The organism is Methanosarcina sp. WH1 (assembly GCF_000970005.1).
GTDB lineage: Archaea > Halobacteriota > Methanosarcinia > Methanosarcinales > Methanosarcinaceae > Methanosarcina.
In genome coordinates, this window is record NZ_CP009504.1 from 3,342,452 (window position 1) to 3,367,097 (window position 24,646).

The following is a 24,646-nucleotide window of genomic DNA, read 5'->3' on the forward strand; positions in this document are numbered from 1 at the left end:
TGACTTTATGGAGGAAATTGAGCAGACAGGGAAGGAGGAAACCGGAGCACAGCCTTTGCCTGAAGAAGATGTCGTGGCTGAAGCAAAACCTGTACCTGAAAAGGAAGCCGCAGTAAAAACCGGATCTGTACCTGTGGAATCGGAGAACGAAGTAACTTCTCCAAAAGAGGGATCCACATCCCTGGTGTCCATTGACGAATACCTGGCGGCAGGCATTCACATCGGAACTCAGCAGAAAACTCAGGATATGATGCGTTTCGTATACAGAGTCAGAACTGACGGGTTATACGTACTTGATATCCAGTCAACAGATGAAAGGATCAGAGTTGCATCAAAATTGCTCTCTCACTATGACCCTACCAGAATCCTTGTAGTATCTTCAAGGCAGTATGGTCAGCACCCTGCAAGAATGTTCTCAAGGGCACTTGGCACAAGGGCAATGCTCGGAAGGTTTATCCCAGGTTCTCTTACAAACCCGCAGATGCATGGTTTCTTTGAACCTGATGTGATTATTGTAACCGACCCGGCCGGCGATGCCCAGGTCCTGAAAGAAGCATCAAGCATTGGAGTGCCTGTGGTAGCACTTTGTGACACCAACAACCTGACCTCAAATGTGGATCTCGTAATCCCAACCAACAACAAGGGTAGAAAAGCTCTCTCTCTCGTCTACTGGCTGGTTGCAAGGGAAGTATCTCGACTCAATAATACTCCCTTCAATTACGAACTGCCAGATTTCGAAACTCCCCTCTGATTTCGAAACATTCGTCCTGCACACTGAAAGGGTTTATAAAAATTGCCCATATCTTATATTATGGGTGATTGGAAATGAGACAGCCAGCAGTTGCAGGGCAGTTCTATCCCCTGCGTTGTGAAAATCTGGAGAAAGAACTTAAACAGTGTTTCGAAGGCCTGGAGATAAGGGAACGAAAAGTTATTGGGGCCGTTTGCCCGCATGCCGGGTATATCTATTCCGGGAAAGTTGCTGCACATGTTTATGCAACTCTTCCAGAAGCTGATACCTATGTCCTTTTTGGTCCCAACCATACAGGGTACGGTTCGCCGGTCTCCTTATCCAGGGAAACATGGAAAACACCCCTGGGGACTATTGATGTTGACCTCGAACTTGCCGACGGATTTCTCGGGAGCATCGTTGATGCGGATGAACTGGGACACACATACGAGCATTCTATTGAAGTCCAGCTTCCTTTCCTTCAGTACCGTTTCGGACGAGATTTTAAAATTCTTCCTATCTGCATGGGCATGCAGGATGAAGAAACAGCAGTTGAGGTGGGAAACCTTGTTGCTGACCTTGTTGTTGAAAGCGGAAAACGTGCGATCATCATAGCGTCAAGTGATTTCACTCACTACGAAACCGCTGAACGTGCAAGGGAAACGGATAACGAAGTTATAGATGCGATCCTGAATTTCAATGTCCCGGACATGTATGATCGTCTCTATAGAAGAAATGCTTCAGTATGTGGATATGGGCCTATTGCAGCAATGCTTTCAGCTTCTCAAAAACTCGGAGGGTCCAGGGCAACTCTGCTTAAATACGCAAATAGCGGGGATGTTTCAGGAGATATGAATGCTGTTGTCGGGTACGCTGCTATTATTGTGGAGTAAAGGCAGATCTATGCGAAAAATGAAGTCTGCTCGTTTTTGATTATGTGGAAAACACTCAGTGAAGGAAACACCCGGGAGAAGATTCATGCCGGGATAAATTTTTTTATATAATTTTTACTTTTACTTATGGTCAGCCTCTTCGAGAATAAAGTTCATTAATATACATACTCAAATTCAACAAAACTTAAAAAATTTTTGAGGAATAATATGGTTTCATGTTCTGCGCCCGGGAAAATCTATCTTTTCGGAGAGCATGCGGTTGTTTATGGAGAAACCGCAATAGCATGTGCAGTGGAGTTGAGAACCCGGGTGCGGGTAGAGTTAAACAGCTCCATAGTTATCCAGTCCCAGCTTGGGAAAACAGGGCTTGATTTTGAAAAACACCCCTATGTTTCTGCAGTTATTGAAAAAATGAAAGAATTTGTGCCCATAAAAGGCGTCTTTTTGACCGTGGATTCCGATATCCCCGTGGGCTCAGGGCTAGGATCTTCTGCTGCAGTAACAATTGCAAGCATAGGGGCACTCAATGAGTTTTTTGTCTGTGGTCTTTCCCTTGAAGAGATTGCAAAACTGGGGCATGAAATCGAGATAGAAGTACAGGGGGCAGCAAGCCCTACCGATACATATGTTTCTACTTTCGGAGGGGTTGTTACCATCCCGGAACGGAGGAAGTTAAAAACTCCCGACTGCGAAATTGTGATCGGGGATACCGGAGTTTTTTCATCTACAAAAGAGCTTGTGGCAAATGTCAGGCAACTTCGTGAGAGTTACCCTGAGCTGATAAGACCTCTTATGGCTTCTATTGGCAAAATCTCCAGAATTGGGGAAACTCTTGTGCTTTCAGGAGACTACGCTTCCATTGGCAGGCTCATGAACGTGAACCAGGGCCTGCTTGACGCACTTGGGGTAAATATCCTTGAACTTTCATGTTTAATCTATTCGGCAAGGGCAGCAGGAGCTTTCGGGGCAAAGATTACGGGAGCTGGAGGTGGCGGCTGTATGGTTGCCCTTACAGCCACTGAAAAGTCTGCACAGGTAGCTGGAGCCATTGCAAGAGCAGGGGGTAAGGTCACCATTACAAAACCCACAGAACAGGGACTGAAGGTCGATTGAGCCTGAATGCCGGATGGAGCATTTGATAACAATTATTCACGGTTATAACAATTATTCACGGTTGTAACAATTATTCATGGTTATAACAATTATTCATGGTTAATACTGTTGCAGAGTAATTCTTTAGATCGACTGAAAGCTATTTAATAAGGTATAAGTGGTATAATGAACGCTTCAACCGAATCTGTTATTCTTAAGCTCGGAGGCAGCGCCATTACTGATAAAGGCGCATATGAAGGAGTTGTAAAAGAGGCTGACCTTCTAAGGATTGCACGGGAAGTTTCAGGCTTCCAGGGGAAAATGATTGTTGTACATGGAGCCGGCTCTTTCGGGCATACCTACGCCAAAAAATACGGGCTTGACCGGACTTTTGACCCGGAAGGGGCAATTGTAACTCATGAATCCGTAAAAAAACTTGCATCGAGGGTTGTGGATGCTCTGAACAGTTTCGGAGTTCGGGCTATTGCCGTGCATCCTATGGGCTGTACTGTTTGCAAAAATAGACGGATAGAGAGCATGTACCTTGACAGCATAAAACTCATGCTCGAAAAAGGTTTTGTCCCGGTACTGCACGGAGACGTTGTTATGGACCTTGAACTCGGGACCTGCATCCTCTCGGGAGATCAGATAGTTCCCTATCTGGCAAAAGAACTCGGGATCACGCGGCTCGGGCTGGGTTCAGCCGAAGATGGGGTACTTGATAAGGATGGAAAACCGGTGCCTGAGATTACTCCTGAAAACTTTGAGGAATTTCGGCAATGTATCAGGGGTTCGGAAAGTACGGATGTTACAGGCGGAATGCTTGGAAAGGTTTTGGAACTTCTGGAACTTAGCAAAAATTCTAGTATTACTTCATATATATTCAATGCAGGAAAAGCTGATAACATTTACAGGTTCTTAAATGGGGAATCCATAGGGACCAAGATCAGTCCGGATAAAAAGGTATGAAGCATGATTAATACTACCTCAAGGCGAAAGATAGAACACCTGAAGCTCTGCGCTGAAAGCCCGGTTGAATCCAGGGGGATCAGTGCTGGTTTTGAAGATGTGACTCTGATCCACAGGGCGCTTCCCGAATTAAACATGGACGAGCTTGACCTTTCGGTGGATTTCCTTGGAAAAAAGATGCTAGCCCCGTTTTTGATTGCATCTATCACAGGAGGGCACCCTGACACCATCCCTGTCAATGCTGCACTTGCAGCTGCAGCCGAAGAGCTGGGAGTAGGGATAGGGGTTGGCAGCCAGAGAGCTGCAATTGATGACCCTGCTCAGGAAGACTCATTCAGGATTGTCAGGGACGAAGCTCCGAATACCTTTGTCTATGGAAATGTCGGGGCTGCCCAGATCCGCCAGTACGGGGTAGAAGGGGTAGAAAAACTCATTGAAATGATCGATGCTGATGCCCTTGCCATTCACCTGAATTTCTTACAGGAAGCCATCCAGCCCGAAGGAGACAGAGATGCTATCGGTTGCCTGGATATGATTACTGAAATTTGTTCTGTGCTCAAAACTCCCGTGATTGTGAAAGAGACAGGTGCAGGCATTTCCAGGGAAGATGCCCTTCTTCTTCATAAAGCCGGAGTCTCTGCAATTGATGTCGGAGGGGTTGGGGGCACCAGCTGGGCAGGAGTCGAGGTTTACAGGGCAAAAAAAAGCAGGGACTCGGTCTCCGAACGCCTCGGAGAACTCTTCTGGGACTTTGGAATCCCGACTGTTGCCAGCTTGATAGAATCCAGGGTATCTCTCCCGATAATCGCAACTGGCGGAGTCCGGACCGGACTTGATATTGCAAAGTCCCTCGCTCTCGGAGCCAGTGCGGCAAGTGCAGCCCTGCCCTTTGTGGGGCCTTCTCTTGAAGGAAAAAAATCGGTTGTCAGTGTCCTCTCCCATATGTTGGATGAGTTCAGGGCTGCAATGTTTCTTTGCGGCTGTGCAAACATCCAGGCCCTGCATAATGCACCGGTTGTTGTCACCGGATGGACGCTCGAATACCTTGGACAACGCGGTTTTAATGTAAAAGACTACTCTTTACGCAAAAATGCACTTTAACTTTGGGAGCGCGGAGGCACAGCGAGAAGTCCCCTTCCTCGGAACAGGTGGGGGATGAAAGCGAAGCTTCGCATAGTAGCAAAATATAACTTATAACATCCAAACGGTCAACTGTTGTTGGTTTTGTAAACATATTTATGCTTTCAACTCCTATATATAACTACAAGCGGTCTGAACTTAGACTATATGGTTCTACAGAGAAGTTCTGCAGGTAAAAAGCTAAACGGTGATAGTAAGACTTGATACGTTATCTCTCTTACACCCTGTGGTAACAAAACTAAAACAGACCGTATATTGTGTGATCTTTGGAACAGAAATGTTCCTATCACAAAAAGCCTTGTGTACAGACCTTCGATAGCAATATCGGAAATCTACGACAATACAGGTGTTTTGAGAAATTGAGATTCTTTGAGAATCGAAGCTGACGATAAAAATACTCGTAGGAAGCTCCTTCCTTACCATCAAGCATTTCAGATACTTGCGCGTCCATTACAGATTTCTTTGATTACAGATTTCTTTGATTACAGATTTCTTTGATTACAGATTTCTTTGATTACAGATTTCTTTGATTACAGATTTATTCCATGACAATGTTTATACGTAAAACAGAAGTAATGTCTCAAAAGAAAATAGTTAATATTAGTTAATATTAATCTGAGAAATTATTTATTAATCTGAACTCTTAATCAGGGGAAAAGTAATTAGCTTTGTTTCCCTTTAGGTATACCGGAAGAGTAAAAGAATGCCGTTTATCTTGAAATACTGTAAAATCGTGAAATAAAGAGGTAATTTTTCTGGTAATTCAGATAAGTATAATTATCAGGATAGGATTTAGCTGAATATAACTCGGTGTCAAATTACCTTCATTAAGCAAAGCAGAGATTAGTTGCTTAAGATCCTTAATTTGGGAATTAACTCTTAGAACTACTCATAAATTACTAGTCTGAAGATCAATTCCCCGGGATAAAGACCTTAGAAACATTAATTGGGGTTAATATCCTTTGAAATATACTCCTATTGGGGTTAATATCCTTTGAAATATACTCCTCAAACTCATCAACTCAGGGCCAATTCAAAAAATTGGTCCTTTAAAGTCTTGATTTTAAGAATCAACTTCTTTAAATCATTCATTAGCACCATTTATAAAATTGTTAAATTAAAGGTCACTTATCCAATTCATTAAATCAGGAATTGTTCATAAGGTCAACTGGAATAAGGGATCAATTATAATAAAAGTCATTCAGGCAAGTATTGAAGTGATTTCCATACCTGGTCAACTGGAATATGGAAAATGCTGGAATGCAGGAAAATAAACTATTGGAGTATGAAGACAAATCATTGGAAATTAGAATATAGAAAATAGGTTATTAGAATATAGAAAATAGGTTATTAGAATATAGAAGATAGGTTATTAGAATATAGAAGATAGGTTATTAGAATATAGAAGATAGGTTATTAGAATATAGAAGATAGGTTATTAGAATATAGAAGATAGGTTATTAGAATATAGAAAATGGGTAATTAGAATATAGAAGATAGGTTATTAGAATATAGAAAATAAGTTATTAGAATATAGAAAATGGGTAATTAGAATAGAGGAAAATAGATTAGTAAAGTCATTTAAAAGTAACAGCTTACCCTTAATTCGTAGTATGGTTGGAATCAGGCTTTTTGAAAAATAGTTGTAACTAAGGAAGGATACTGAAAGTGCCTGTAGACCAAGCTTGGATCTGGAATTCCCTCAATGGATCGGAAAGCCCTTTGAAAATCGATATTATACAAGAACAAGATCGAAGGTAGTTTCCGGAAGTTCTGGCAGATTAAAATATTTGTATACTGAAACAAATATATAATTAAAGTTGCATTATTCTGCTAGGAACTGCAACCTGATGTCTTTCATCCGAAAGAAGATTCCTTCAAGGGCAAATGGGTAGCTTTTAGAGTGGCTTTTCTAAAGATTATTCTATACCTCTACTACTATACCGGTTACATTCATTGTCATTGATTTAAGACCGTTACCTTATTCGTTTTGAGGTTTTGGTTTCACAAGGATAAAAAAGGTAAAAAAATTCAATAAGAGGTTAAAAAAATATGACTGAAATAGGAATTGTTGCAGTCGGCGGCTACAACGAAATGGGCCGCAATATGACTGCCATTATTATAGGTGAAGATATTGTCATTCTGGATATGGGGCTCAGGCTTGACCGTGTTCAAATTCATGAAGACGTTGAAATTGACAAAATGCATTCTCTTGAACTAATCGAGATGGGTGCAATCCCTGATGATACTATCATGAAAGAGATCAATGGGACTGTAAGGGCAATCGTCTGCACTCACGGGCACCTTGACCACATCGGTGCAATTCCGAAGCTCGCCCACAGGTACAATGCTCCTATACTTGCTACCCCATATACCGCAGCTATCATCAAACAGCAGATAGACTCTGAGCGCAAGTTTGAGGTCTGCAACAGAGTTATTCCTTTACAAGCAGGCGGGACCTATCAGGTTACGGAAGATATTTCTATAGAATTCATCAGAGTCCAGCACAGTATTATCGACTGTGTACTTGCAGCTGTACATACTCCGGCAGGAGCTGTTCTTTACGCCTGTGATTTCAAGCTGGACAGGACTCCTACTATGGGTGAAGCTCCTGACTTCGAGCGTTTCAAATCCCTCGGAAAGGAAGGGGTCATTGCAATGATTACCGAAAGCACGAATGCAGGGCGCTCAGGAAAGACCCCCTCCGAACAGATTGCAAAGGACATGGTCAGGGATGTACTGCTCGGGACAGAAGAGTCCGATGTGGGCATGATCATTACGACTTTTGCCTCTCACATTGCAAGGCTCAAAGCGATTATCGAGGCTGCCGAGGAAATGGGCAGAATTCCGGTGCTTATGGGGCGCTCCATGGAACGTTATGTGAGTGCAGCCAGAGATGTTGGATATCTTGACCTGCCCTCCAATGTGGAGATTTACGGCATGAGAAAAGATGTAGACAGGGCATTCAAGCGTATCATGCAGGAAGGCAAGAACAAGTATCTACCTATTGTTACAGGACACCAAGGAGAACCAGGCTCTATTCTCATGCGGGTTGCAAACGGGGAAACGCCTTACGCAATTGAACCTGGAGACAAGATCATTTTCTCAGCAAATGTAATCCCTAGCCCAATGACTCAGGCAAACCGCTATGCACTTGAGACCAAACTCAGGATGAAGGGTGGCAGGATCTATGACAATGTTCACGTATCAGGGCACGCGTACAGGGAAGATCACTGGGAACTCTTGCGCATGGTAAATCCCGAGCATGTAATTCCTGCCCACGGAGATATGGAAATGCACGGGCACTACATCGAGATGGCAGAGGATGCAGGGTATGTACTCGGAGATACCGTACACCTTCTCAGAAACGGCGAAGTGTTATATATAGAAGAGTAACCCTATAATCAAAAACCCCCCGTGTTCTCGTGATGCCTATGATGCTTATTGATGAGATCAAAAAGAGAAGTTCCCATGTTGATGCTGCAATTGACGAACTACTTCCAATAACCCGTCCCGAGGAGCTGTACAAAGCTTCTCGCTATCTCGTGGACGCCGGCGGAAAGCGTCTTCGTCCGGCAGTCCTTATCCTGGCAGCAGAAGCTGTCGGCTCCGATCTCAAGTCCGTTTTGCCCGCAGCAGTGGCTGTGGAACTTGTACATAATTTCACTCTGATCCATGACGACATTATGGATAAGGACAATATCCGCAGGGGAATGCCTGCAGTCCATGTTAAATGGGGTGAAGCCGGGGCCATCCTTGCCGGAGACACCCTTTACTCCAAAGCGTTCGAGATCCTGTCAAAGGTTGATAACGAACCTGTAAGGATTTTAAAGTGCATGGATGTCCTCTCAAAGACCTGTACCGAAATCTGTGAAGGGCAGTGGCTTGACATGGACTTCGAAACAAGGGACAGGGTAACGGAACTTGAGTACATCGAAATGGTGGAAAAGAAGACCTCTGTCCTCTATGCAGCCACAGCCAAAATCGGTGCTCTCCTCGGTGGAGCCTCCGACGAGGTTGCCGAGGCCTTATCCGAATATGGTCGCCTCATAGGGATCGGTTTCCAGATGTACGATGACGTCCTGGACATGGTCGCTCCTGAAGAAGTGCTCGGAAAGGTTAGAGGCAGCGACCTCATGGAAGGAAAGTACACCCTCATTGTCATTGACGCCTTCAGCAAAGGCGTAAAACTGGACATCTTCGGGAAAGGGGCAGCCACTCTTGAAGAAACCGAAGCAGCTGTCCGGACTCTGACCGAATGCGGATCCATCGATTACGTGAAAAATCTTGCAATCTCATATATCAATCAAGGAAAGGCAAAACTGGATGTCCTCAGAGACTGTCCTGAAAAAGAACTTCTCCTCCAGATTGCTGACTATATGATTGCAAGGAACTACTGAAGTATGAAAAATTCTCTTTCTTGAAGAATTGCAGCAGATTCTGCTGCAATTCCAGAATTCTTTATTACTATTTTCTGGTTTTTTATAAAAAAGAAAAAAAGAAAGGGCAGGATATGGTTCTGCCAGGGTTTTAAATTTTAGATTTTATTTTGCGTTTCTCATTTTTATTGTGCTCTGTGCAGCTACAAGCCTTGCGATAGGGACTCTGTAGGGGGAACAGCTTACATAATCGATGCCTATCTGGTGCGCGAAGGTGATAGACTTCGGTTCGCCGCCGTGTTCTCCGCAGATTCCTATTTTGAGCTCGGGTTTAACAGAACGTCCTTTTCCAATTCCGATCTTCATTAGTTCGCCAACGCCTTCCTGGTCCAAAACTGCGAAGGGATCGTGTTCAAGGATGCCCGCCTTCTGATAGATAGGCACAAATTTGGACACATCATCCCTGCTGAACCCGAAGGTTGTCTGGGTAAGGTCATTTGTCCCGAAGGAGAAAAAGTCAGCTTCCTTTGCGATCTGGTCTGCGACAATTGTGGCTCTGGGCAATTCGATCATGGTTCCTACTTTGTAGTCGATCTTCATACCTTTTTCAGCCATTACTGTTTCTGCAGTCTTGCAGACTTCCTCTTTGGAAAGGGAGAGTTCTTTTACGAGACCCACGAGCGGAATCATGATTTCAGGAACTATCTCGATTCCTTCGGCTGTAAGCTCACAGGCTGCCTCCATTATTGCACGTACCTGCATGTTGTAGATTTCAGGATAGGTAATCCCAAGCCTGCAGCCCCTGTGCCCGAGCATGGGGTTAAGTTCCTTAAGGGAAACTACACGCTTGATGATTTTCTTAATCTCATCGATTTTCCCACAATCCCCGGTGGTTTCAAGTTCCTTGAGCTTTTCATAGAGCTCTTCTTTATCCGGAAGGAACTCGTGCAGAGGCGGGTCAAGGAGCCTGATGGTTACAGGCAGACCTTCCATGCTACGGAAGATTCCAAGGAAGTCTTCTTTCTGCATGGGGAGCAATTTCTTGAGAGCTTTTTTCCTGGTCTTCTCTTCTTCGGCCATGATCATTTCCCTAACTGCGGGGATCCTGTCTTCACCAAAGAACATATGCTCTGTCCTGCAAAGCCCGATACCTTCTGCACCAAGTTCGCGGGCAAGAGAAGCATCAGCCGGATTGTCGGCATTTGTCCTTACTCCGAGAGTCCTGATCTCATCAGCCCAGGTGAGAAGCTTTCTCATATCATAATTTATTTCGGCATCAATCAGGTCTACTTTCCCGATTATGACGTTTCCGAGACTTCCATCAATCGTAATATATTCGTGCTCTTTGATGGTGAAGCCGTTTACCATAAAGAGAGCGTTCTTGATATCAATTGAGATATCTCCGCAGCCTACAACACAGGGTTTGCCCATGCCCCTACCAACGACTGCAGCGTGAGAGGTCATTCCTCCGCGCACGGTAAGAACTCCCTGTGCAGCTGCCATGCCACCAATGTCTTCCGGAGAGGTCTCGGTACGGACAAGAATTGTCTTTTCGCCTAACTCTGCCATCTCTTCAGCAGCTTCGGCGGTAAAGACTACCTTTCCTACAGCAGCTCCTGGAGATGCAGGAAGCCCTTTTGCAATTATTTCCAGTTTTGCTTCCGGGTCAATTCTCGGGTGCAAGAGCTGGTCGATGTTTTCGGCTTTGACTCTGGTTACTGCAGTTTCCTTGTCTATAAGCCCTTCTGCCACCATGTCCGTTGCAATCTTTACAGTTGCCGCAGCTGTGCGTTTTCCTGTCCTGGTCTGCAGCATGTAGAGTTTTCCTTCCTGAATGGTAAACTCTATGTCCTGCATGTCCCGGAAGTGGGATTCAAGTCTCTGGCAGATATCCACAAGCTGGGAATAGGCTTCCGGGATTTCGTCTCCGAGCGTATTAATATATTTTGGGGTCCTGATCCCGGCAACCACATCTTCGCCCTGTGCATTGATGAGGTATTCTCCGAAAAACTTCTTTTCGCCTGTAGATGGGTTTCTTGTAAAAGCAACACCTGTACCTGAGGTGCTTCCTCTGTTCCCGTAAACCATGGTCTGTACAGTAACAGCTGTACCCCAGCTATCATCAATGCCATTGAGCTTCCTGTAGGTGATGGCTCTCTGGTTATTCCATGAATCAAAAACAGCATTAATTGCCAGCTGAAGCTGAACTTTAGGGTCCTGAGGGAACTCAAATCCTTTTTCGAGTTTGATTACTTCTTTGAATCTTTCTGCCAATTCTTTTAATGCTTTTGAATCGAGGTCGGTGTCGGACTTAACCCCCAGTTCCTTTTTCTTGTCCTCGATTAAGGAATCGAATTTTCTGAATTCAACTCCAAGCACCACGTCCCCAAACATGGCGATAAATCTTCGGTAACAATCGTAAGCGAATCTTTCATCATTGACTTTTTTTGCGAGTCCGATTACTGATTTGTCCGTAAGTCCAAGATTCAGAACTGTGTCCATCATCCCCGGCATGGACACCCTGGCTCCGGATCTTACAGAGACCAGCAACGGATCCTCGGGATCTCCCAGCTTTTTGCCGTTTAAGGCTTCTAGCTTATCGATTGCTTCTATTTCCTGTCTGAGCACCTCTTCGGGATATTTATTTTCCTTAAGATAAAGTACACAGACTTCGGTTGTTATTGTAAAGCCAGGTGGTACGGGGATTCCGAGATTTGCCATCTCGGCAAGGTTTGCACCCTTACCTCCAAGCAGGTCTTTCATACTACTCTTACCATCAGTTACATCCTTTCCAAAAAAATATACGAACTTGGACAATGATTCTCCTCCCTGGAACGAGATCATTATTCGGAGTTGAGTCTGGATATTCCCCAGACCTATAGTCTTCATTATTCGGAGTTGAGTCTGGATATTCTCCAGACCTATAGTCTTCATTATTCAGAGTTGAGTCTGGATATTCTCCAGACCTATAGTCTTCATTATTCAGAGTTGAGTCTGGATATTCTCCAGACCTATAGTCTTCATTATTCAGAGTTGAGTCTGGATATTCTCCAGACCTATAGTCTTCATTATTCGGAGTTGAGTCTGGATATTCCCCAGACCTATAGTCTTCATTATTCGGAGTTAGAGTCTGGATATTCCTCCGATTTATGGTCTGGTTGTTGCCAACAATGTCCATTTCATATATAAGCTTGTGGTTTCCTTTTCCTGTATCTTATACTTTACTCTTTTGATTTAGTTGAGATCAATGTATAATATAGGTCTTGCGATATCTTTATATATAATAAGCATAGACTACATGTGCTTTTCAGTCTACAATATATATTATTATTCAGGACTGACAGTTTAATCCACTCGAAGCCGGGGTATTCAGCCCTGTGCATAGAGGTATAACAATTCGTGGCTGATATGAAACGACTCGGTACCGTGCTACACAGGTCAGGTCTTAAAAACCTGATAATTAGAGGGGATGAGGTAAAACCCGATAACGTGTCAGGTAGTCTCCCTAAATTGAATTCGGTTGTTGTTGACAAGGCCCTGAATCGGATTGGTACAATTGCCAGTGTCTTCGGACCTGTGAACCATCCATATTTTTTAGTGAAGGGCTTTAAGCGAATTCCTGATTCGGAAACTCGGGCACTCGTCAATGAAAGAGTCTATATTCGGTGAGGTCTCTGGCATTTGATGAAGGTTTTAACCCTTTGTTATGGTTTAACTTTAACTGGTTTATATGTTTTTTGCTGGTTATAGCCGCAAGTTTTCTTATCCCTTATTTTATATATTTATTGTAATTTATATTGGCAGGCTTGAGATTGCAGGGAATCATAAACATAGTCATGTTAATTTGTAAGGTGATATAATATGGTAGAAGTCGAAAGAGTTCGCTATTCGGACACTCTTGAAAGAGAAAAAATACGTGCCATGATTAAAGCTCGCAAAGAAAAACAAAAAGAGCAAAATTTTGAAAACGAAAAGGCCGTATGTCCAGAATGCGGTAGCAGGAACCTTGTTCACGATTATGAGAGAGCTGAGCTCGTTTGTGGGGACTGCGGACTTGTCATTGATGCCGACTTTGTGGATGAGGGACCAGAATGGCGAGCTTTCGATCACGATCAGCGCATGAAGCGTTCCCGTGTGGGTGCGCCCATGACATATACAATTCACGATAAAGGGCTTTCCACAATGATTGACTGGAGAAATCGCGATTCCTACGGGAAATCTATCTCCTCCAAAAATCGTGCCCAGCTCTATCGTTTAAGAAAATGGCAGCGTAGAATTCGTGTAAGTAACGCAACTGAAAGAAATCTGGCTTTTGCTCTTTCTGAACTGGACAGGATGGCTTCTGCTCTTGGTCTTCCAAGGACTGTCCGGGAAACCGCAGCCGTTGTCTACAGAAAAGCTGTGGACAAAAACCTTATCCGCGGTCGCAGTATTGAAGGTGTAGCCGCAGCTGCCCTTTATGCTGCCTGCCGTCAGTGCAGTGTCCCGAGAACTCTTGATGAGATCGAAGAGGTTTCGAGGGTTAGCAGGAAAGAAATTGGAAGGACTTACCGTTTCATTTCCAGAGAACTTGCCTTAAAACTCATGCCAACTTCCCCTATCGACTATGTCCCAAGGTTCTGCTCCGGGCTTAACCTGAAGGGAGAGGTCCAGTCAAAGAGCGTTGAGATTCTCAGGCAGGCTTCAGAAAAAGAACTCACAAGCGGGAGAGGTCCAACAGGAGTTGCCGCAGCTGCAATTTACATTGCATCCATTCTCTGCGGTGAGCGGAGGACTCAGCGCGAAGTCGCAGACGTTGCCGGGGTAACGGAAGTTACCATCAGAAACAGGTATAAAGAACTGGCAGAAGAACTGGATATCGAGATAATCCTCTAAATTTTTTTTTCCGTTTTGCCAGCCGGGTTTAAGGTTTATCTGGTATGTGGAGGGAAAAATGTGCCCTCTTTTTTCATTCATTTTTTTCAGAACAGTAATTTTAGATATGCTCACATCCTGTTATCAGCCCTTTTTCTTTTTCAAAAGAACACATTTGTAGCATATATTTATAACACAGATTTGTAGCATACATTTGTAGTATACATTTATAATAAACGTTTAAAAAATTTATGATTAGTAATGCTGACAATTGAGATTTCCAAAGCCCTTCTCTTAGGCTTCACTGTCGGGCTTACAGGTGCCCTGGTCCCCGGCCCCATGCTTTTTGCAACTATAGAAGTTTCTCTCCAAAGGGGATGGTTTGCAGGTCCTGAAGTTGTTTTTGGACATATACTGGTCGAGTTTGTACTCTCTGTGCTCATTCTTTTTGGAGCTGCATCTCTTATCGGCAGCGGCACAATCTCAGCTATTTCCGTTATTGGTGGGCTTTCACTTGTGGTTTTCGGACTGCTTACTGTAAAAGGTGCAAAAGCTGCTGCTTCTGCAGGAGTTTCCCCAGGTTCTTCAGGCTTAAAATTGACTTCAAACCCCATTGCATTGGGTCTGATAACCTCCGTTTCAAACCCTTATTTCTGGATCTGGTGGCTTACTGCGGGCAGTGCGCTTGTGTTAAAGGAAAATGAACTGGGACTTCTCATCTCTGTTGCCTATCTCCTGGGGCACTGGGCAGCAGACATAGGCTGGTTTACTGCTGTGTCCGGATCTTTCAGCCGGGGAAAATCCCTGTTTCCCGAGCGCACCCATGAAATGGTTCTTTATGTCTGCGGGGGATTTTTAGTGATTTTCGGGTTTTATTTCATGCTTAACTATAATAATTCCATTCAGTTGTCCTGAAGTAGTCTCTCTATTTTTGAGACTTTTTACTATCTTCTGGGATTATCAAAATTTATCATTAATTCCATTAGCTATTGACTGCAACCAATCTAAAACCCAGAATATAACAAAAAGACTCCTATTTTTTCCCTTCAGGAGTTCTTTCTTTTATTTTTTTTCAATTTTTTTCCTCAGGGGAACTTTCCAGTAAAAGCAAAATAGAACGATATCCCTCCACTGAAGGTGAGCACCCATAAAGCCAGCAGTATCCTCATATTTCTACGAGTTTTCCAGCTCCATCTGTTAATAATGAAAATAAAACCAAAAGCCAGGGATGTGGCTCCAAAAAGACCGTGAGTATATATAACTGAAGGAGCCTTTCCGCTAATTGTCAGGTTGTAAGCCGAATAAAGCATATAAAGAACCGATAATAAGGCAAGAACATATCCCCCGGTTGCCATCTTTCCATGTCCAATCATGCCTCCTTTTTTCGATTTCTTTTTTAGTTCGACCAGGCTTAACACAAATAATAATAAAGCTCCTATTTGCAAACCAAGTGATATAGTTCTGAGGTCATATAGGATCATTTCAACTACCAGATTATCCCTTCCTTTCCATTTTAAAACTTTTCAATTATTTCTATTTTAGATGTCTCCAGGTATAAAGAGATATTTGGTAACGAAATTTCTAAAGAGATTCCCTGATTCAGTTTCGATATTGAGAAAACTTAATAACAAAAGGATAACTTTAAAGTTTCAGAAGGTCGGAGTCCTATGAAACGGCAATGCATAAAAGTTCCCAAAAAGAAAGGAGAAACTGCAAGGAGAACACTCCTTGACTTTGAAATCCTTGAAAATTCCATGAAGATCGCTTCGGATGAATCTTTTCTCTATATTCCCCTCTCCAGAGAACTTCTTTTGCATGAACTGGAAGGGCTCCCCGAAGAAGCCGAACTTGTGGAGTTCGAGTTTGAGCCTCAGGAAAAAAAACCCACGCCTGGGGATCTCCTTGGTTTCAATCCGGCTTATGAGCTCATCGGGGATATTGCACTTCTGGAAGATCCGGATCTTGATCCTCAAAAAGCTTCAAGAATTGCCGACGCCCTCCTCCTGACCCATCCAAACATAAAAACCGTACTCAAACCTCTTACTCCTGTGATCGGGGAGTTCAGAGTAAGGGAATTCGAGATTGTGGCAGGCGAACCCAGAACTGTGACTGTTCACAGGGAGTACGGGTGCCGTTACAAAGTTGACCTTGCAAAGGCATATTTTACCCCTCGCCTTTCCACTGAACGCTCGCGTATCCTCTCCTGGATACTGGAAGGGGATACTGTTGTCGATATGTTTGCAGGTGTTGGCCCTTACAGTATCCTTATAGCAAAGAGCAAAAAGCCTGCAAGGGTTGTTGCAATCGACAAAAACCCGGATGCTGTCGGCTACCTCAGGGAAAATATAACCCTTAACTCAGCAAAAAATATCGAAACAATCGAAGGCGATGCCAGGGAAGAAGCAAAAAGATTTGCAGGCACTGCCGATCATGTGATCATGAACCTTCCCCACAGTGCCCATGAGTTCCTGGACTCCGCTGTCTTCCTTACAAAACCGGGCGGTATAATCCACTATTACGGAATGACTCCTGAAGACGACCTCTTCGAAAGTTCCATTGAGCTTATCAGAAAAGCTGCGGAAAAAGCAGGACGGAAGATTGAAATTCTGGAGGAAAGGGTAGTCCGTTCTTATGCCCCTCATCAGTATAATATATGCATCGAAGCAAGGATAATTTGAAGTTTCCTTCCCCCACCCACTCCTGGAAATATTCTGAATGAAAAATGCTTTCTGCACGCCGGCACTTATGGGCAGCCGGGCCAATACACCAGTAAAAAATTTCTTTGCAGGTGAAAGAGAAGGAATCATATAATCAAAATTTCGAAAACCTATGCAAAAGAAATGTTTAAACATTTGCAGGTCAATTTCAATAAAGTTGCTTAAAACAGCTTAATTACAATTGCTTATTTACAGATCATAATTATAATCCTACAGGGAGCTGATTTCTAGTGTCCACATTTACCTATTTCATGATAGGCTTCTCAGTTCTGGTTGCTCTTATTTTTATATGGTTCTACCTCAAGTACTTTCAGAAAAGAGAGAAATAATAAGTTGAATCAGTAAAAATAATAATTAAAGAGCAAGAAAGTAACTGGCAGTTTTTGCTATCCTTCTCTTTAATTCTTCTCTTTGCAGGATGGAAACAACTCTTACGAGCGAAATAGTTAAATTCTTGATCGCTATTTTAAGTCTGCTTATTTTTCAATCCATGAGCCGTCGTGGCTTAGCGGTATAGCGGCTGATTCGTAATCAGCAGGTCGGGGGTTCAAGTCCCCCCGGCGGCTTTTTTCTAAACTAAATCTGTAAATTTTCACTGACAACCTGATAACCTAATCCTCAATTTTTCAGAACCTCTATGACCTCCTTTATATCAGGAAGCTCATGCCCCGGATATTTCTTGAAGAATACCACTTTCTGATCTTCGTCAATAATTATATTTGCTCTTTCAGAAACACCTTCCTTTTCCTTGAAGATTCCATATATTCTGGCGACTTTTCCATGCGGCCAGAAATCTGAAAGGAGCCTTATGTGCATGATACCAAGTTCCCTTGACCAGGCTTTTTTTGACGGCATGGAATCCACACTTATCCCAAGAGGTACTGTGTTCAATTCAGCAAAAAGCTCATGGTTTTCCTCAAGCAACTTCATTTGTTCTGCACATACTTTCGTCCAGGCAAGAGGGTGAAAGGACAGGAGTACCTTCTTTCCTTTCAGGTCATAAAGATGCACTTCTTCCCTTTTCTGGTCTCTTAACCGGAAGTCCTTGATTGTCTCCCCTATTTTTATCTCGTTTGTCATAAATTTCCCCAATATCACATTTATCTATCTAAGTTCTTAATGGCTTTGTGCTCCAGAACTCATGGCTCGTATAAACCTGCTATTACTGCGGTATCGGTCATGAAATCTGACATGGAATGTACGGTATCGGCAACCATTGCTGAACTGTTACCCATTCTCCCTGCAAAAAATTTAAAAACCTGTCAGCAAAACGTTTGAAGCTATCGCAACCTTTGTTACGTAAATTGCCTGGGAATACCGGGGGGTTTCCGTCTCTATATTCTCTCTTTAAAGATATTCATTAAACCACTCCCTGGCTAAACTAGCAACTTCTTCTAACGTTCCCTGTTCTTCAAAAAGATGTGTGGCACCGGGAACAATTTTAATTTCTTTATCCAGCATGGTCATCCTGTTAAAAGCCCACTGGTTCAGGTCTATTACCTGAGTGTCTTTTCCGCCTACAATAAGCAGTGTAGGTGCATCTACATATATCAGGGCACTTTCAGCAAGGTCAGGTCGCCCTCCTCTCGAAACAATTGCTTTTATCGTGTTCCCGTGTTCTTTTGCAGCCATGAGCGCAGCTGCAGCGCCTGTACTGGCACCGAAGTAACCTATTTTAAAGTTTTTAGTAGCAGGGTTGCTTAAAATCCAGGTTGTTACATTTACAAGGCGGTTTGCAAGCAGGTCAATATCAAAACGGAGATTGCGCGTTAGCATATCGATTCTCTCTTCTTCGACTGTCAGAAGGTCGAATAAAAGGGTCCCAATGCCACTTCTCTGAAGCTCCTGTGCAATATACTGGTTGCGTGGGCTGTGCCGGCTGCTCCCGCTGCCGTGAGCAAAAATAACAATTCCCTTTGCCCCTTCCGGAATAATCAGGTTTCCTTCAAGAGTGATCGAATCAATTGGAATCTTAATTCCGGAATTCCCTTTATCAATATTCGATGATACGTTCATATTGCCTCCAGACAGATTTATATTCAGTTTTTTTGCAACTTCAAAAACTACCGGGACTCAATCCCACGGAAGTAACAGCATCAGCATATCCTGAATGGTTAAGTATTTTGAAAGTTCCTTAGCTAGTATTTTATTCCAGCATCTACTCTATCTTAAAAGATTATCCTCATTTCCCTTAATCCCCTTTGTTGAGTCAAATTAATTGACAGGAATGGCTATGTTAACCTTTGGTAGCTATATTAAAACCCTTTAATATGCAAATTATTATAAATTATTATTTAAATCTCGGATTTCTACTACTTTAAAACAATAGATGCCAGTAGAAGCATAGCTGGTGAAAGTATAATTGATGAAAGCAGAAAGTTTTGGAATATTCTTTAATTTTCAAATGCTTTTTATCTATAAAGCTTTTTATCTGTACAGAAGAGGGGTTTTAAATTAATTTTGCCTTAGAACGTGTCTTAAAATTAAATTTGATTCTACAATGGTGACAGTAATTATCATTTGAACTGAAAAACGGTGTCATTAAACTGTTAAATGTCTAAAGTGTAAATTTTAACCATGATGTCTAATGTATTTGCTTTCACACATCGAGCGAGTAAACCTGATGTAATAAATTTACAATCTGAATTAAAAGTCAGCAATGACCACTATCCAAATGTAGAAATGGTTTGAATTTAAAAACAGCCTCTTAATAGTGTTAAACTTACTTTTATTACTGGATTTTGGAACTGAGTCGGGTAAGACACAATTCCATGATCCAGTGATTTTTCATTTTTCTTTCAAAATTAGGACTTTTTTAAATAAACCATAAAGGATATTAGATATGCCCGCTATTACCGGAGTTTATACTTTATAGTATAGAACCTGAGTTCCCAAAATTAAAAGGTTAGATTTGAAAACCATGTCTTCAGGTTGCTTGCAGCATCTATTATTTTGACAGTTCTGGGAAAACTGAGTTTATGGGCTTATACAGGTGGAAATAGATTTTTCAACCTGGTGAACTACCACTCAGCTAAAGACTGAGTGGCTTCTTGGTTCATTCCTCCCTCTATTGAGGGCAAGTCCCCAAGCTCATCCCCGTAGTCCCTACGGTGTCATAATCCAATTAGATTCTGATCTATGAGAGCGAATTTTTTGATATTGATAGCGGCATTAATGTCTCTATCGTGTTTGGTTTTACAGTCTGGACAAATCCATTCTCTGTCTTTTAGCTGAAGCTCTTTATTGTGGTATCCACACACACTACATAGCTTAGAAGAGGGTCCAAATTGTCCTATTCTCAGGACGGTTTTTCCAAACCATTGAGCCTTATATTCCAACTTTGTTACAAAACTACTCCACGCAGAATCACTTATAGCCTGTGCTAAGTGATGATTCTTAACCATGCCTTTAACATTTAGAGTTTCCAGAGCTACAGCTTGGTTTTCGCTAACAAGTCTAAAAGAGAGTTTGTTCTGGAAGTCATTTCTCTGATTTGTTATTTTGTCATGGAGTACAGCAAGTCTTCGTTTAGCTTTTGCCCTGTTCTTAGAGCCTTTCTGTTTCCTTGAGACTCTTTTCTGTAATACTTTGAGCCTTTTAAGAAAGTTTTTCAAGTACTTTGGATTCTCAACCTTTTCTCCTGTTGAAAAGGACAGCAAAGTCTTTGATACCTACATCAATTCCTACTGATTGTTGATTCTGTGAAAGCTTCCTTTACTGGAAGTTCTTTTCCATCTTCAACAAGGATACTGATGTAGTAATGTCCTTTACATGTCCTTGATACCGTAGCCGTTTAGGCTCTCCTTCAAACTTCCTGTGAAGAACTGCTTTAATTGGTTCTATTTTTGGAAGCTTGATAGTATTATTTTCAAAGTTTACAGTGTAGTGTTGAGGTACAGGGAAAGACTGTATCGGATTCGTTTTTGATTTGAACTTTGGAAACCCTGTTTTCTCTCTAAAGAATCTAGTGAAAGCGGATTCAACCTGCTTAGTCATCCCCTGTAATGATTGAGAGTTAACTTCTCCTAACCACTCATTAGAAGCCTTTAGAGTAGGAATTAATTTGTTTAAGTCAAATCTGGAAATTGATTCCCCTGTCTGCTCATGAGTTTTAATTTTCTGGTCAAGTGCCCAATTATAGACAAATCTACAGCTACCTATATGCTGATTCAATTGAATAGCTTGTGTAGTTGTAGGATAGAGTCTAAATTTGAACGCTTTCATCATACAAAGGCATAATATGCTTTAACAATATATTTATTTTTTGGTAAATATGAAGTATGAAACACGGAATCATAGCAAATTTTTGTTAATGTACCATGTTATTTTTGTTTGCAAATACCGAAAAGTCATACTTGAACCAATTAGCGAAGAACTCAAACAGATTATTATTGATATTTCAAAAGAGTCTAACTTTGAAATCCTTGAAATGGAAACTGACAAAGACCATATTCATTTCTTGATCAAGAGTGAGCCGAAAGTTAGCGTTTTGTCAATTGTCAGAAAATTGAAACAAGAATATACTAACAGGTTATGGAAAACTCAAAAAGAATATCTGAAAAAGTATTATTGGGGTGAGAATACGTTATGGAGTGATGGTTATTTTGCGTCTACTATCGGAAATGTTAGTAAAGAGGCGGCAGAATATTACATACGGAATCAGGGGTGAAGTTGACGCTTATATCCCCTGAGCTAAAGACTCAGGGGTTTTACGCTTCTTCATATAAAAGACCGAGAAACGAAATGGATTAGAGAAATTCTCCAGAAACTTCCGGAGCGCCCCCGATCACAGGGGCGAATACAGGAGCTTGTCCGTGATATTGCCAGACGTAAAAATCCAAATCAACATGCACATAGTGGAGGATCATGCTTCAAAACCAGGTAACTCAGGCATAGACAGAGACTGCAAGAATGAAAAAGGCTTTGATTATACGTTAACAGTAGCAGACAATAGGAAAGGTATTTCTGAAGAGGTAGATTTCCAAAACCCGGAGCCTCTCGAACTCCAGCTTGTAAACATTCTTGTTGAACAAATAGATGATCGCATCGAACTTAAAAGAGATCATGGAACAGAGTTTACTATCCGGTATAACAATCCAAAGAGTGAATGAGTTTTAAGTTAATGAAATTATGATGAACCGGAAATTTTGCAGGAGTTTTCAATAAGGAATTTTCAATAAGGAATTTTCAATAAGGAATTTTCAATAAGGAATTTTCAATAAGGAATTTTCAATAAGGAATTTTCAATAAGGAATTTTCAATAAGGAATTTTCAATAAGGAATTTTCAATAAGGAATTTTCAATAAGGAATTTTCAATAAGGAATTTTCAATAAGGAATTTTCAATAAGGAGTTTTCAACCAGATACAAATCCACATCCATTTTTATGCTCATTTTGAAATATTTCGTGCGAAATTATTTTTTGTTTGAAAGCAATTTTTTGAGCAATTAATTTAAAATAGTTAATAATATAATGTTATATTCATGGAGTTAGGGAGTTAGTAAGTATGATAATAAGAAAAGGATTGCCTAGAGGCTACGTATCCTGCTCCGGATCAATACACTTGGGGAGTATATCTTCGGGGTTGCTGTATAGGAGAATCCAGTAAAAGGAGTGTAGCGCCTCCGGGCTTCTTCTTACTCTGCTTTTTACGATTATTTTCTCTGTCCATTATTTTATATCACGAAGCGTGAAATCAGGGGATTTCAGCCTTCTGGTGTTTCACAGAATACTTCAATATAATTTTATCAGAGGGTGATTAGCACTTCCAGGTAGTACGTTAAAAGGGGGCAATTGCATATATCATATAGGGAGAAAAACATTTAAAGTAAGGCTTCATGAGGCTGCAGTCTGGATAACAATAATAGGTCTACTCTACTTAATCAGCCTTGGTAATTACCTTCTTTTTCACACTTTAGCAGAACTATTCAGTGTTTATGTTGCGTATGCAATATTTTTTATGACGTGGAAATCAAGAACTCGCCTGGAAAACAGATATCTCTTACTCATAGGGATTGCTTTTTTTTTCATTGGAAGCGTTGATTTTCTGCATGCTCTTACATTCAGGGGAATGGGAGTTTTCCCGGATTTTGGAATTGACCTGACTGCCCAGTTATGGATAGTTGCAAGGTACCTGGAAAGCATTTCCTTCTTAGTTGCCCCGCTGTTCTTAATACGAAACAGAGAGAATAGAAACAAAGAGGCTGAAAACAGGCACAGAGAATCCATTGAAGGCTCCACTTTTGCCTGGAAAGTTTTTCTCGTGTATGCAGCAATTACCATCTTCTGCCTGCTTTCAATTTTTATTTTCAAAAATTTCCCGGTTGTTTATATAGAAGGTTCGGGGCCCACCCCTTTCAAAATCCTGAGTGAATACATAATCTCATTTATACTCCTCTGTTCTCTGTTTCCCCTGTATATAATCAGAGATAAATTCAAACACAAGGTTTACAGGCTGCTTGCAGCTTCCATAATCATTACAATCTTGGGAGAACTGTCTTTTATCCTGTATACTCATGTAAACGAATTTCCAAATCTCATAGGTCACTATTTTAAACTTCTGTCTTTTTACCTGATCTACGAAGCCGTCGTAGATGTCGGGTTTGAAGAGCCTTACAGCCTTCTTTTCAGGGAACTCAAGCACAGAGAAGAGAGCTTCAGGCAAAAAACAATTTTCCTTGGAGATGAATACAGCCATATCTGCAGAATGATAGGAGTAAACAGGATTCTTGAACCAAATAACATAAACTTTGAGGAAGATAAAGATCAAGAAGGCTACCATTCGTTTTCACAACATTTTCCCGGAATAGGATTCCAGCTTGACGGGGACTTTGCACCAATATCCATACAGGGACCTGTTGAGGAAATGACAGGCTACGGGAAAGAGGATTTCCTTTCCGGAAAAGTGAGTTTGATAGAAATTATTGTACCTGACGACCAGCCTTTGGTTTTTGAAAACCGGCAGAAGTCAAAATCAAATCCTAAATTTATAGTTGAGAATGAATTCCGAATACGCAAAAAAAATGGAGAGACAATATGGGTAAGGGAAATTTCCCGGAGAATTCCGGGAAAATCTAAAGGTTCAGGAAAAATTCAGGGTTTGATTTATGATATCACTGAACGTAAAGTGGCTGAAGAAGCCCTCGAAAAAATAGACCGTATCCGGATAAAAGAGATCCACCACAGGATAAAGAATAACCTTCAGGTGATCTCCTCTCTGCTCAGTTTGCAGGCGGAAAAGTTCGAAGACAGGGAAGTGATTGAAGCTTTCAGGGAAAGCCAGAACCGTGTCGCATCCATAGCCCTGATCCATGAAGAGCTTCATGGGGGGGATAACCTGGATGCCCTTGATTTCGCAGGCTATCTGCAGAAACTGACTGCCGATATTTTCAATTCATATCGTGTGGGTAAGGACGGCTTAAGCCTTAAACTTGACCTTGAGCAGGTTTTTCTTGGCATGGATACCGCAATACCCCTTGGCATCATAGTAAATGAGCTGGTCTCAAACGCCATGAAACACGCCTTTTCAGATAAAAAAGAGGGAGAAATCCACATAAGCCTGCATAGTAAGGAAAACCCCGGCTCTTTGGACGGGCTTTCCGGTTCATGTCCGGAATGCCTGGAAAATAATAATTTTCATTATGTATTAACCGTTGCCGATAACGGAAGAGGAATCCCTGAAGAAATAGATTTCCGAAATGCTGATTCTCTCGGACTCCAGCTTCTTACCATCCTTGTTGAACAGATAGACGGCTGTATTGAACTTAACAGAGACCATGGGACGGAGTTCATTATCTGGTTTAGCAATTCCGGAAACTGATGGAAAAGTACAGTGCGCGGTTCCAACCTTATTCACGGTCTTGTGTTATTTTT

The 24,646-nt window shown here is 41.9% G+C and carries 20 protein-coding genes, 1 tRNA gene and 1 pseudogene; 15 read left to right on the plus strand and 7 right to left on the minus strand.

Features of this window, described 5'->3' with window-relative positions:
- Positions 1-7 precede the first annotated feature (7 nt).
- The 7 genes from rpsB (at position 8) to MSWH1_RS14760 (ending at position 9,224) form a co-directional block, all read left to right on the plus strand.
- A complete protein-coding gene (rpsB, locus tag MSWH1_RS14730) occupies positions 8-751 on the plus strand; it encodes a 30S ribosomal protein S2 (RefSeq protein WP_052722714.1) in 744 nt (247 codons plus the stop codon).
- Between the two features lie 68 nt (positions 752-819).
- Positions 820-1,623, plus strand: coding sequence for an MEMO1 family protein (locus MSWH1_RS14735; RefSeq protein ID WP_048129702.1), 804 nt, complete (start codon positions 820-822; stop codon positions 1,621-1,623).
- Between the two features lie 207 nt (positions 1,624-1,830).
- Complete coding sequence (locus MSWH1_RS14740; RefSeq protein WP_048129703.1) at positions 1,831-2,736, plus strand: mevalonate kinase; 906 nt, start codon at positions 1,831-1,833, stop codon at positions 2,734-2,736.
- A gap of 165 nt (positions 2,737-2,901) precedes the next feature.
- Positions 2,902-3,684, plus strand: coding sequence for an isopentenyl phosphate kinase (locus MSWH1_RS14745; RefSeq protein ID WP_048129704.1), 783 nt, complete (start codon positions 2,902-2,904; stop codon positions 3,682-3,684).
- A gap of 3 nt (positions 3,685-3,687) precedes the next feature.
- Positions 3,688-4,785: a type 2 isopentenyl-diphosphate Delta-isomerase gene (gene fni, locus MSWH1_RS14750; RefSeq protein ID WP_048129705.1), complete on the plus strand. Its 1,098-nt coding sequence runs from the start codon at positions 3,688-3,690 to the stop codon at positions 4,783-4,785.
- A 2,091-nt stretch (positions 4,786-6,876) separates the two neighbouring features.
- Positions 6,877-8,220 carry an RNase J family beta-CASP ribonuclease gene (locus MSWH1_RS14755; RefSeq protein WP_048129706.1) on the plus strand — a complete coding sequence of 448 codons (1,344 nt, stop codon included), beginning with the start codon at positions 6,877-6,879 and terminating at the stop codon, positions 8,218-8,220.
- A gap of 38 nt (positions 8,221-8,258) precedes the next feature.
- On the plus strand, positions 8,259-9,224 hold the full coding sequence (locus MSWH1_RS14760) for a polyprenyl synthetase family protein (RefSeq protein ID WP_048130652.1): 966 nt from the start codon (positions 8,259-8,261) through the stop codon (positions 9,222-9,224).
- Positions 9,225-9,368: 144 nt separating this feature from the next.
- Here the strand turns inward: MSWH1_RS14760 and ppdK are convergent, their stop codons facing one another.
- Together ppdK and MSWH1_RS14770 are read right to left on the minus strand one after the other, a co-directional pair.
- Positions 9,369-12,020 (minus strand): pyruvate, phosphate dikinase, encoded by a 2,652-nt coding sequence (gene ppdK / locus MSWH1_RS14765; RefSeq protein WP_048129707.1) that lies wholly within the window; start codon positions 12,018-12,020, stop codon positions 9,369-9,371.
- A complete protein-coding gene (locus tag MSWH1_RS14770; protein ID WP_048129708.1) occupies positions 11,980-12,381 on the minus strand; it encodes a hypothetical protein in 402 nt (133 codons plus the stop codon). The genes ppdK and MSWH1_RS14770 overlap by 41 nt, the downstream gene beginning before the upstream one ends.
- A gap of 230 nt (positions 12,382-12,611) precedes the next feature.
- On the opposite strand from MSWH1_RS14770, the gene MSWH1_RS14775 reads away from it, so the two are divergent.
- The 3 genes from MSWH1_RS14775 (at position 12,612) to MSWH1_RS14785 (ending at position 14,972) form a co-directional block, all read left to right on the plus strand.
- Positions 12,612-12,872 carry a Gar1/Naf1 family protein gene (locus MSWH1_RS14775; protein ID WP_048130661.1) on the plus strand — a complete coding sequence of 87 codons (261 nt, stop codon included), beginning with the start codon at positions 12,612-12,614 and terminating at the stop codon, positions 12,870-12,872.
- Between the two features lie 192 nt (positions 12,873-13,064).
- Positions 13,065-14,078, plus strand: a complete 1,014-nt coding sequence (locus MSWH1_RS14780; RefSeq protein WP_048129709.1) for a transcription initiation factor IIB — start codon at positions 13,065-13,067, stop codon at positions 14,076-14,078.
- 240 nt (positions 14,079-14,318) lie between these two features.
- Positions 14,319-14,972, plus strand: coding sequence for a LysE family transporter (locus MSWH1_RS14785; protein ID WP_048129710.1), 654 nt, complete (start codon positions 14,319-14,321; stop codon positions 14,970-14,972).
- A 170-nt stretch (positions 14,973-15,142) separates the two neighbouring features.
- Here the strand turns inward: MSWH1_RS14785 and MSWH1_RS14790 are convergent, their stop codons facing one another.
- Positions 15,143-15,430, minus strand: a complete 288-nt coding sequence (locus tag MSWH1_RS14790; protein WP_231591811.1) for a hypothetical protein — start codon at positions 15,428-15,430, stop codon at positions 15,143-15,145.
- A 294-nt stretch (positions 15,431-15,724) separates the two neighbouring features.
- Here MSWH1_RS14790 and MSWH1_RS14795 point away from each other — a divergent pair, with 294 nt between their 5' ends.
- Together MSWH1_RS14795 and MSWH1_RS14800 are read left to right on the plus strand one after the other, a co-directional pair.
- A complete protein-coding gene (locus tag MSWH1_RS14795; protein ID WP_048129711.1) occupies positions 15,725-16,735 on the plus strand; it encodes a class I SAM-dependent methyltransferase family protein in 1,011 nt (336 codons plus the stop codon).
- Positions 16,736-17,268: 533 nt separating this feature from the next.
- A tRNA-Thr gene (locus tag MSWH1_RS14800) sits at positions 17,269-17,340 on the plus strand.
- A gap of 52 nt (positions 17,341-17,392) precedes the next feature.
- Here MSWH1_RS14800 and MSWH1_RS14805 read toward each other — a convergent pair.
- The 4 genes and pseudogenes from MSWH1_RS14805 to tnpB form a co-directional block, all read right to left on the minus strand.
- A complete protein-coding gene (locus MSWH1_RS14805; protein WP_048129712.1) occupies positions 17,393-17,854 on the minus strand; it encodes a peroxiredoxin in 462 nt (153 codons plus the stop codon).
- Positions 17,855-17,913: 59 nt separating this feature from the next.
- Positions 17,914-18,009 carry a hypothetical protein gene (locus tag MSWH1_RS20980; protein ID WP_231585418.1) on the minus strand — a complete coding sequence of 32 codons (96 nt, stop codon included), beginning with the start codon at positions 18,007-18,009 and terminating at the stop codon, positions 17,914-17,916.
- A gap of 112 nt (positions 18,010-18,121) precedes the next feature.
- A complete protein-coding gene (locus MSWH1_RS14810; RefSeq protein ID WP_048129713.1) occupies positions 18,122-18,790 on the minus strand; it encodes a dienelactone hydrolase family protein in 669 nt (222 codons plus the stop codon).
- Positions 18,791-19,887: 1,097 nt separating this feature from the next.
- Positions 19,888-21,001, minus strand: a pseudogene (gene tnpB, locus MSWH1_RS14815) (IS200/IS605 family element RNA-guided endonuclease TnpB).
- A gap of 46 nt (positions 21,002-21,047) precedes the next feature.
- Between tnpB and tnpA the strand changes: the two are divergent.
- From tnpA to MSWH1_RS14830, 3 genes are all read left to right on the plus strand, one after another.
- Complete coding sequence (gene tnpA / locus MSWH1_RS14820) at positions 21,048-21,443, plus strand: IS200/IS605 family transposase (protein ID WP_048129714.1); 396 nt, start codon at positions 21,048-21,050, stop codon at positions 21,441-21,443.
- Positions 21,444-21,594: 151 nt separating this feature from the next.
- Positions 21,595-21,885 carry a sensor histidine kinase gene (locus tag MSWH1_RS14825; protein ID WP_156151233.1) on the plus strand — a complete coding sequence of 97 codons (291 nt, stop codon included), beginning with the start codon at positions 21,595-21,597 and terminating at the stop codon, positions 21,883-21,885.
- A gap of 749 nt (positions 21,886-22,634) precedes the next feature.
- Positions 22,635-24,593 (plus strand): MASE3 domain-containing protein, encoded by a 1,959-nt coding sequence (locus MSWH1_RS14830; RefSeq protein ID WP_369798610.1) that lies wholly within the window; start codon positions 22,635-22,637, stop codon positions 24,591-24,593.
- The last annotated feature ends 53 nt before the right edge of the window (positions 24,594-24,646 follow it).

What these genes read in the sequence shown, in the direction of transcription:
- MSWH1_RS14805 (WP_048129712.1), bottom strand. Translation starts at nt 17,854, where the DNA reads ATGACAAACGAGATAAAAATAGGGGAGACAATCAAGGACTTCCGGTTA.
- MSWH1_RS14745 (WP_048129704.1), top strand. Translation starts at nt 2,902, where the DNA reads ATGAACGCTTCAACCGAATCTGTTATTCTTAAGCTCGGAGGCAGCGCC.
- MSWH1_RS20980 (WP_231585418.1), bottom strand. Translation starts at nt 18,009, where the DNA reads ATGGGTAACAGTTCAGCAATGGTTGCCGATACCGTACATTCCATGTCA.
- MSWH1_RS14775 (WP_048130661.1), top strand. Translation starts at nt 12,612, where the DNA reads ATGAAACGACTCGGTACCGTGCTACACAGGTCAGGTCTTAAAAACCTG.
- fni (WP_048129705.1), top strand. Translation starts at nt 3,688, where the DNA reads ATGATTAATACTACCTCAAGGCGAAAGATAGAACACCTGAAGCTCTGC.
- rpsB (WP_052722714.1), top strand. Translation starts at nt 8, where the DNA reads ATGGAGGAAATTGAGCAGACAGGGAAGGAGGAAACCGGAGCACAGCCT.
- MSWH1_RS14795 (WP_048129711.1), top strand. Translation starts at nt 15,725, where the DNA reads ATGAAACGGCAATGCATAAAAGTTCCCAAAAAGAAAGGAGAAACTGCA.
- MSWH1_RS14810 (WP_048129713.1), bottom strand. Translation starts at nt 18,790, where the DNA reads ATGAACGTATCATCGAATATTGATAAAGGGAATTCCGGAATTAAGATT.
- MSWH1_RS14780 (WP_048129709.1), top strand. Translation starts at nt 13,065, where the DNA reads ATGGTAGAAGTCGAAAGAGTTCGCTATTCGGACACTCTTGAAAGAGAA.
- MSWH1_RS14785 (WP_048129710.1), top strand. Translation starts at nt 14,319, where the DNA reads ATGCTGACAATTGAGATTTCCAAAGCCCTTCTCTTAGGCTTCACTGTC.
- MSWH1_RS14760 (WP_048130652.1), top strand. Translation starts at nt 8,259, where the DNA reads ATGATGCTTATTGATGAGATCAAAAAGAGAAGTTCCCATGTTGATGCT.
- MSWH1_RS14790 (WP_231591811.1), bottom strand. Translation starts at nt 15,430, where the DNA reads ATGATTGGACATGGAAAGATGGCAACCGGGGGATATGTTCTTGCCTTA.
- MSWH1_RS14740 (WP_048129703.1), top strand. Translation starts at nt 1,831, where the DNA reads ATGGTTTCATGTTCTGCGCCCGGGAAAATCTATCTTTTCGGAGAGCAT.
- tnpA (WP_048129714.1), top strand. Translation starts at nt 21,048, where the DNA reads ATGAAGTATGAAACACGGAATCATAGCAAATTTTTGTTAATGTACCAT.
- MSWH1_RS14770 (WP_048129708.1), bottom strand. Translation starts at nt 12,381, where the DNA reads ATGGACATTGTTGGCAACAACCAGACCATAAATCGGAGGAATATCCAG.
- MSWH1_RS14755 (WP_048129706.1), top strand. Translation starts at nt 6,877, where the DNA reads ATGACTGAAATAGGAATTGTTGCAGTCGGCGGCTACAACGAAATGGGC.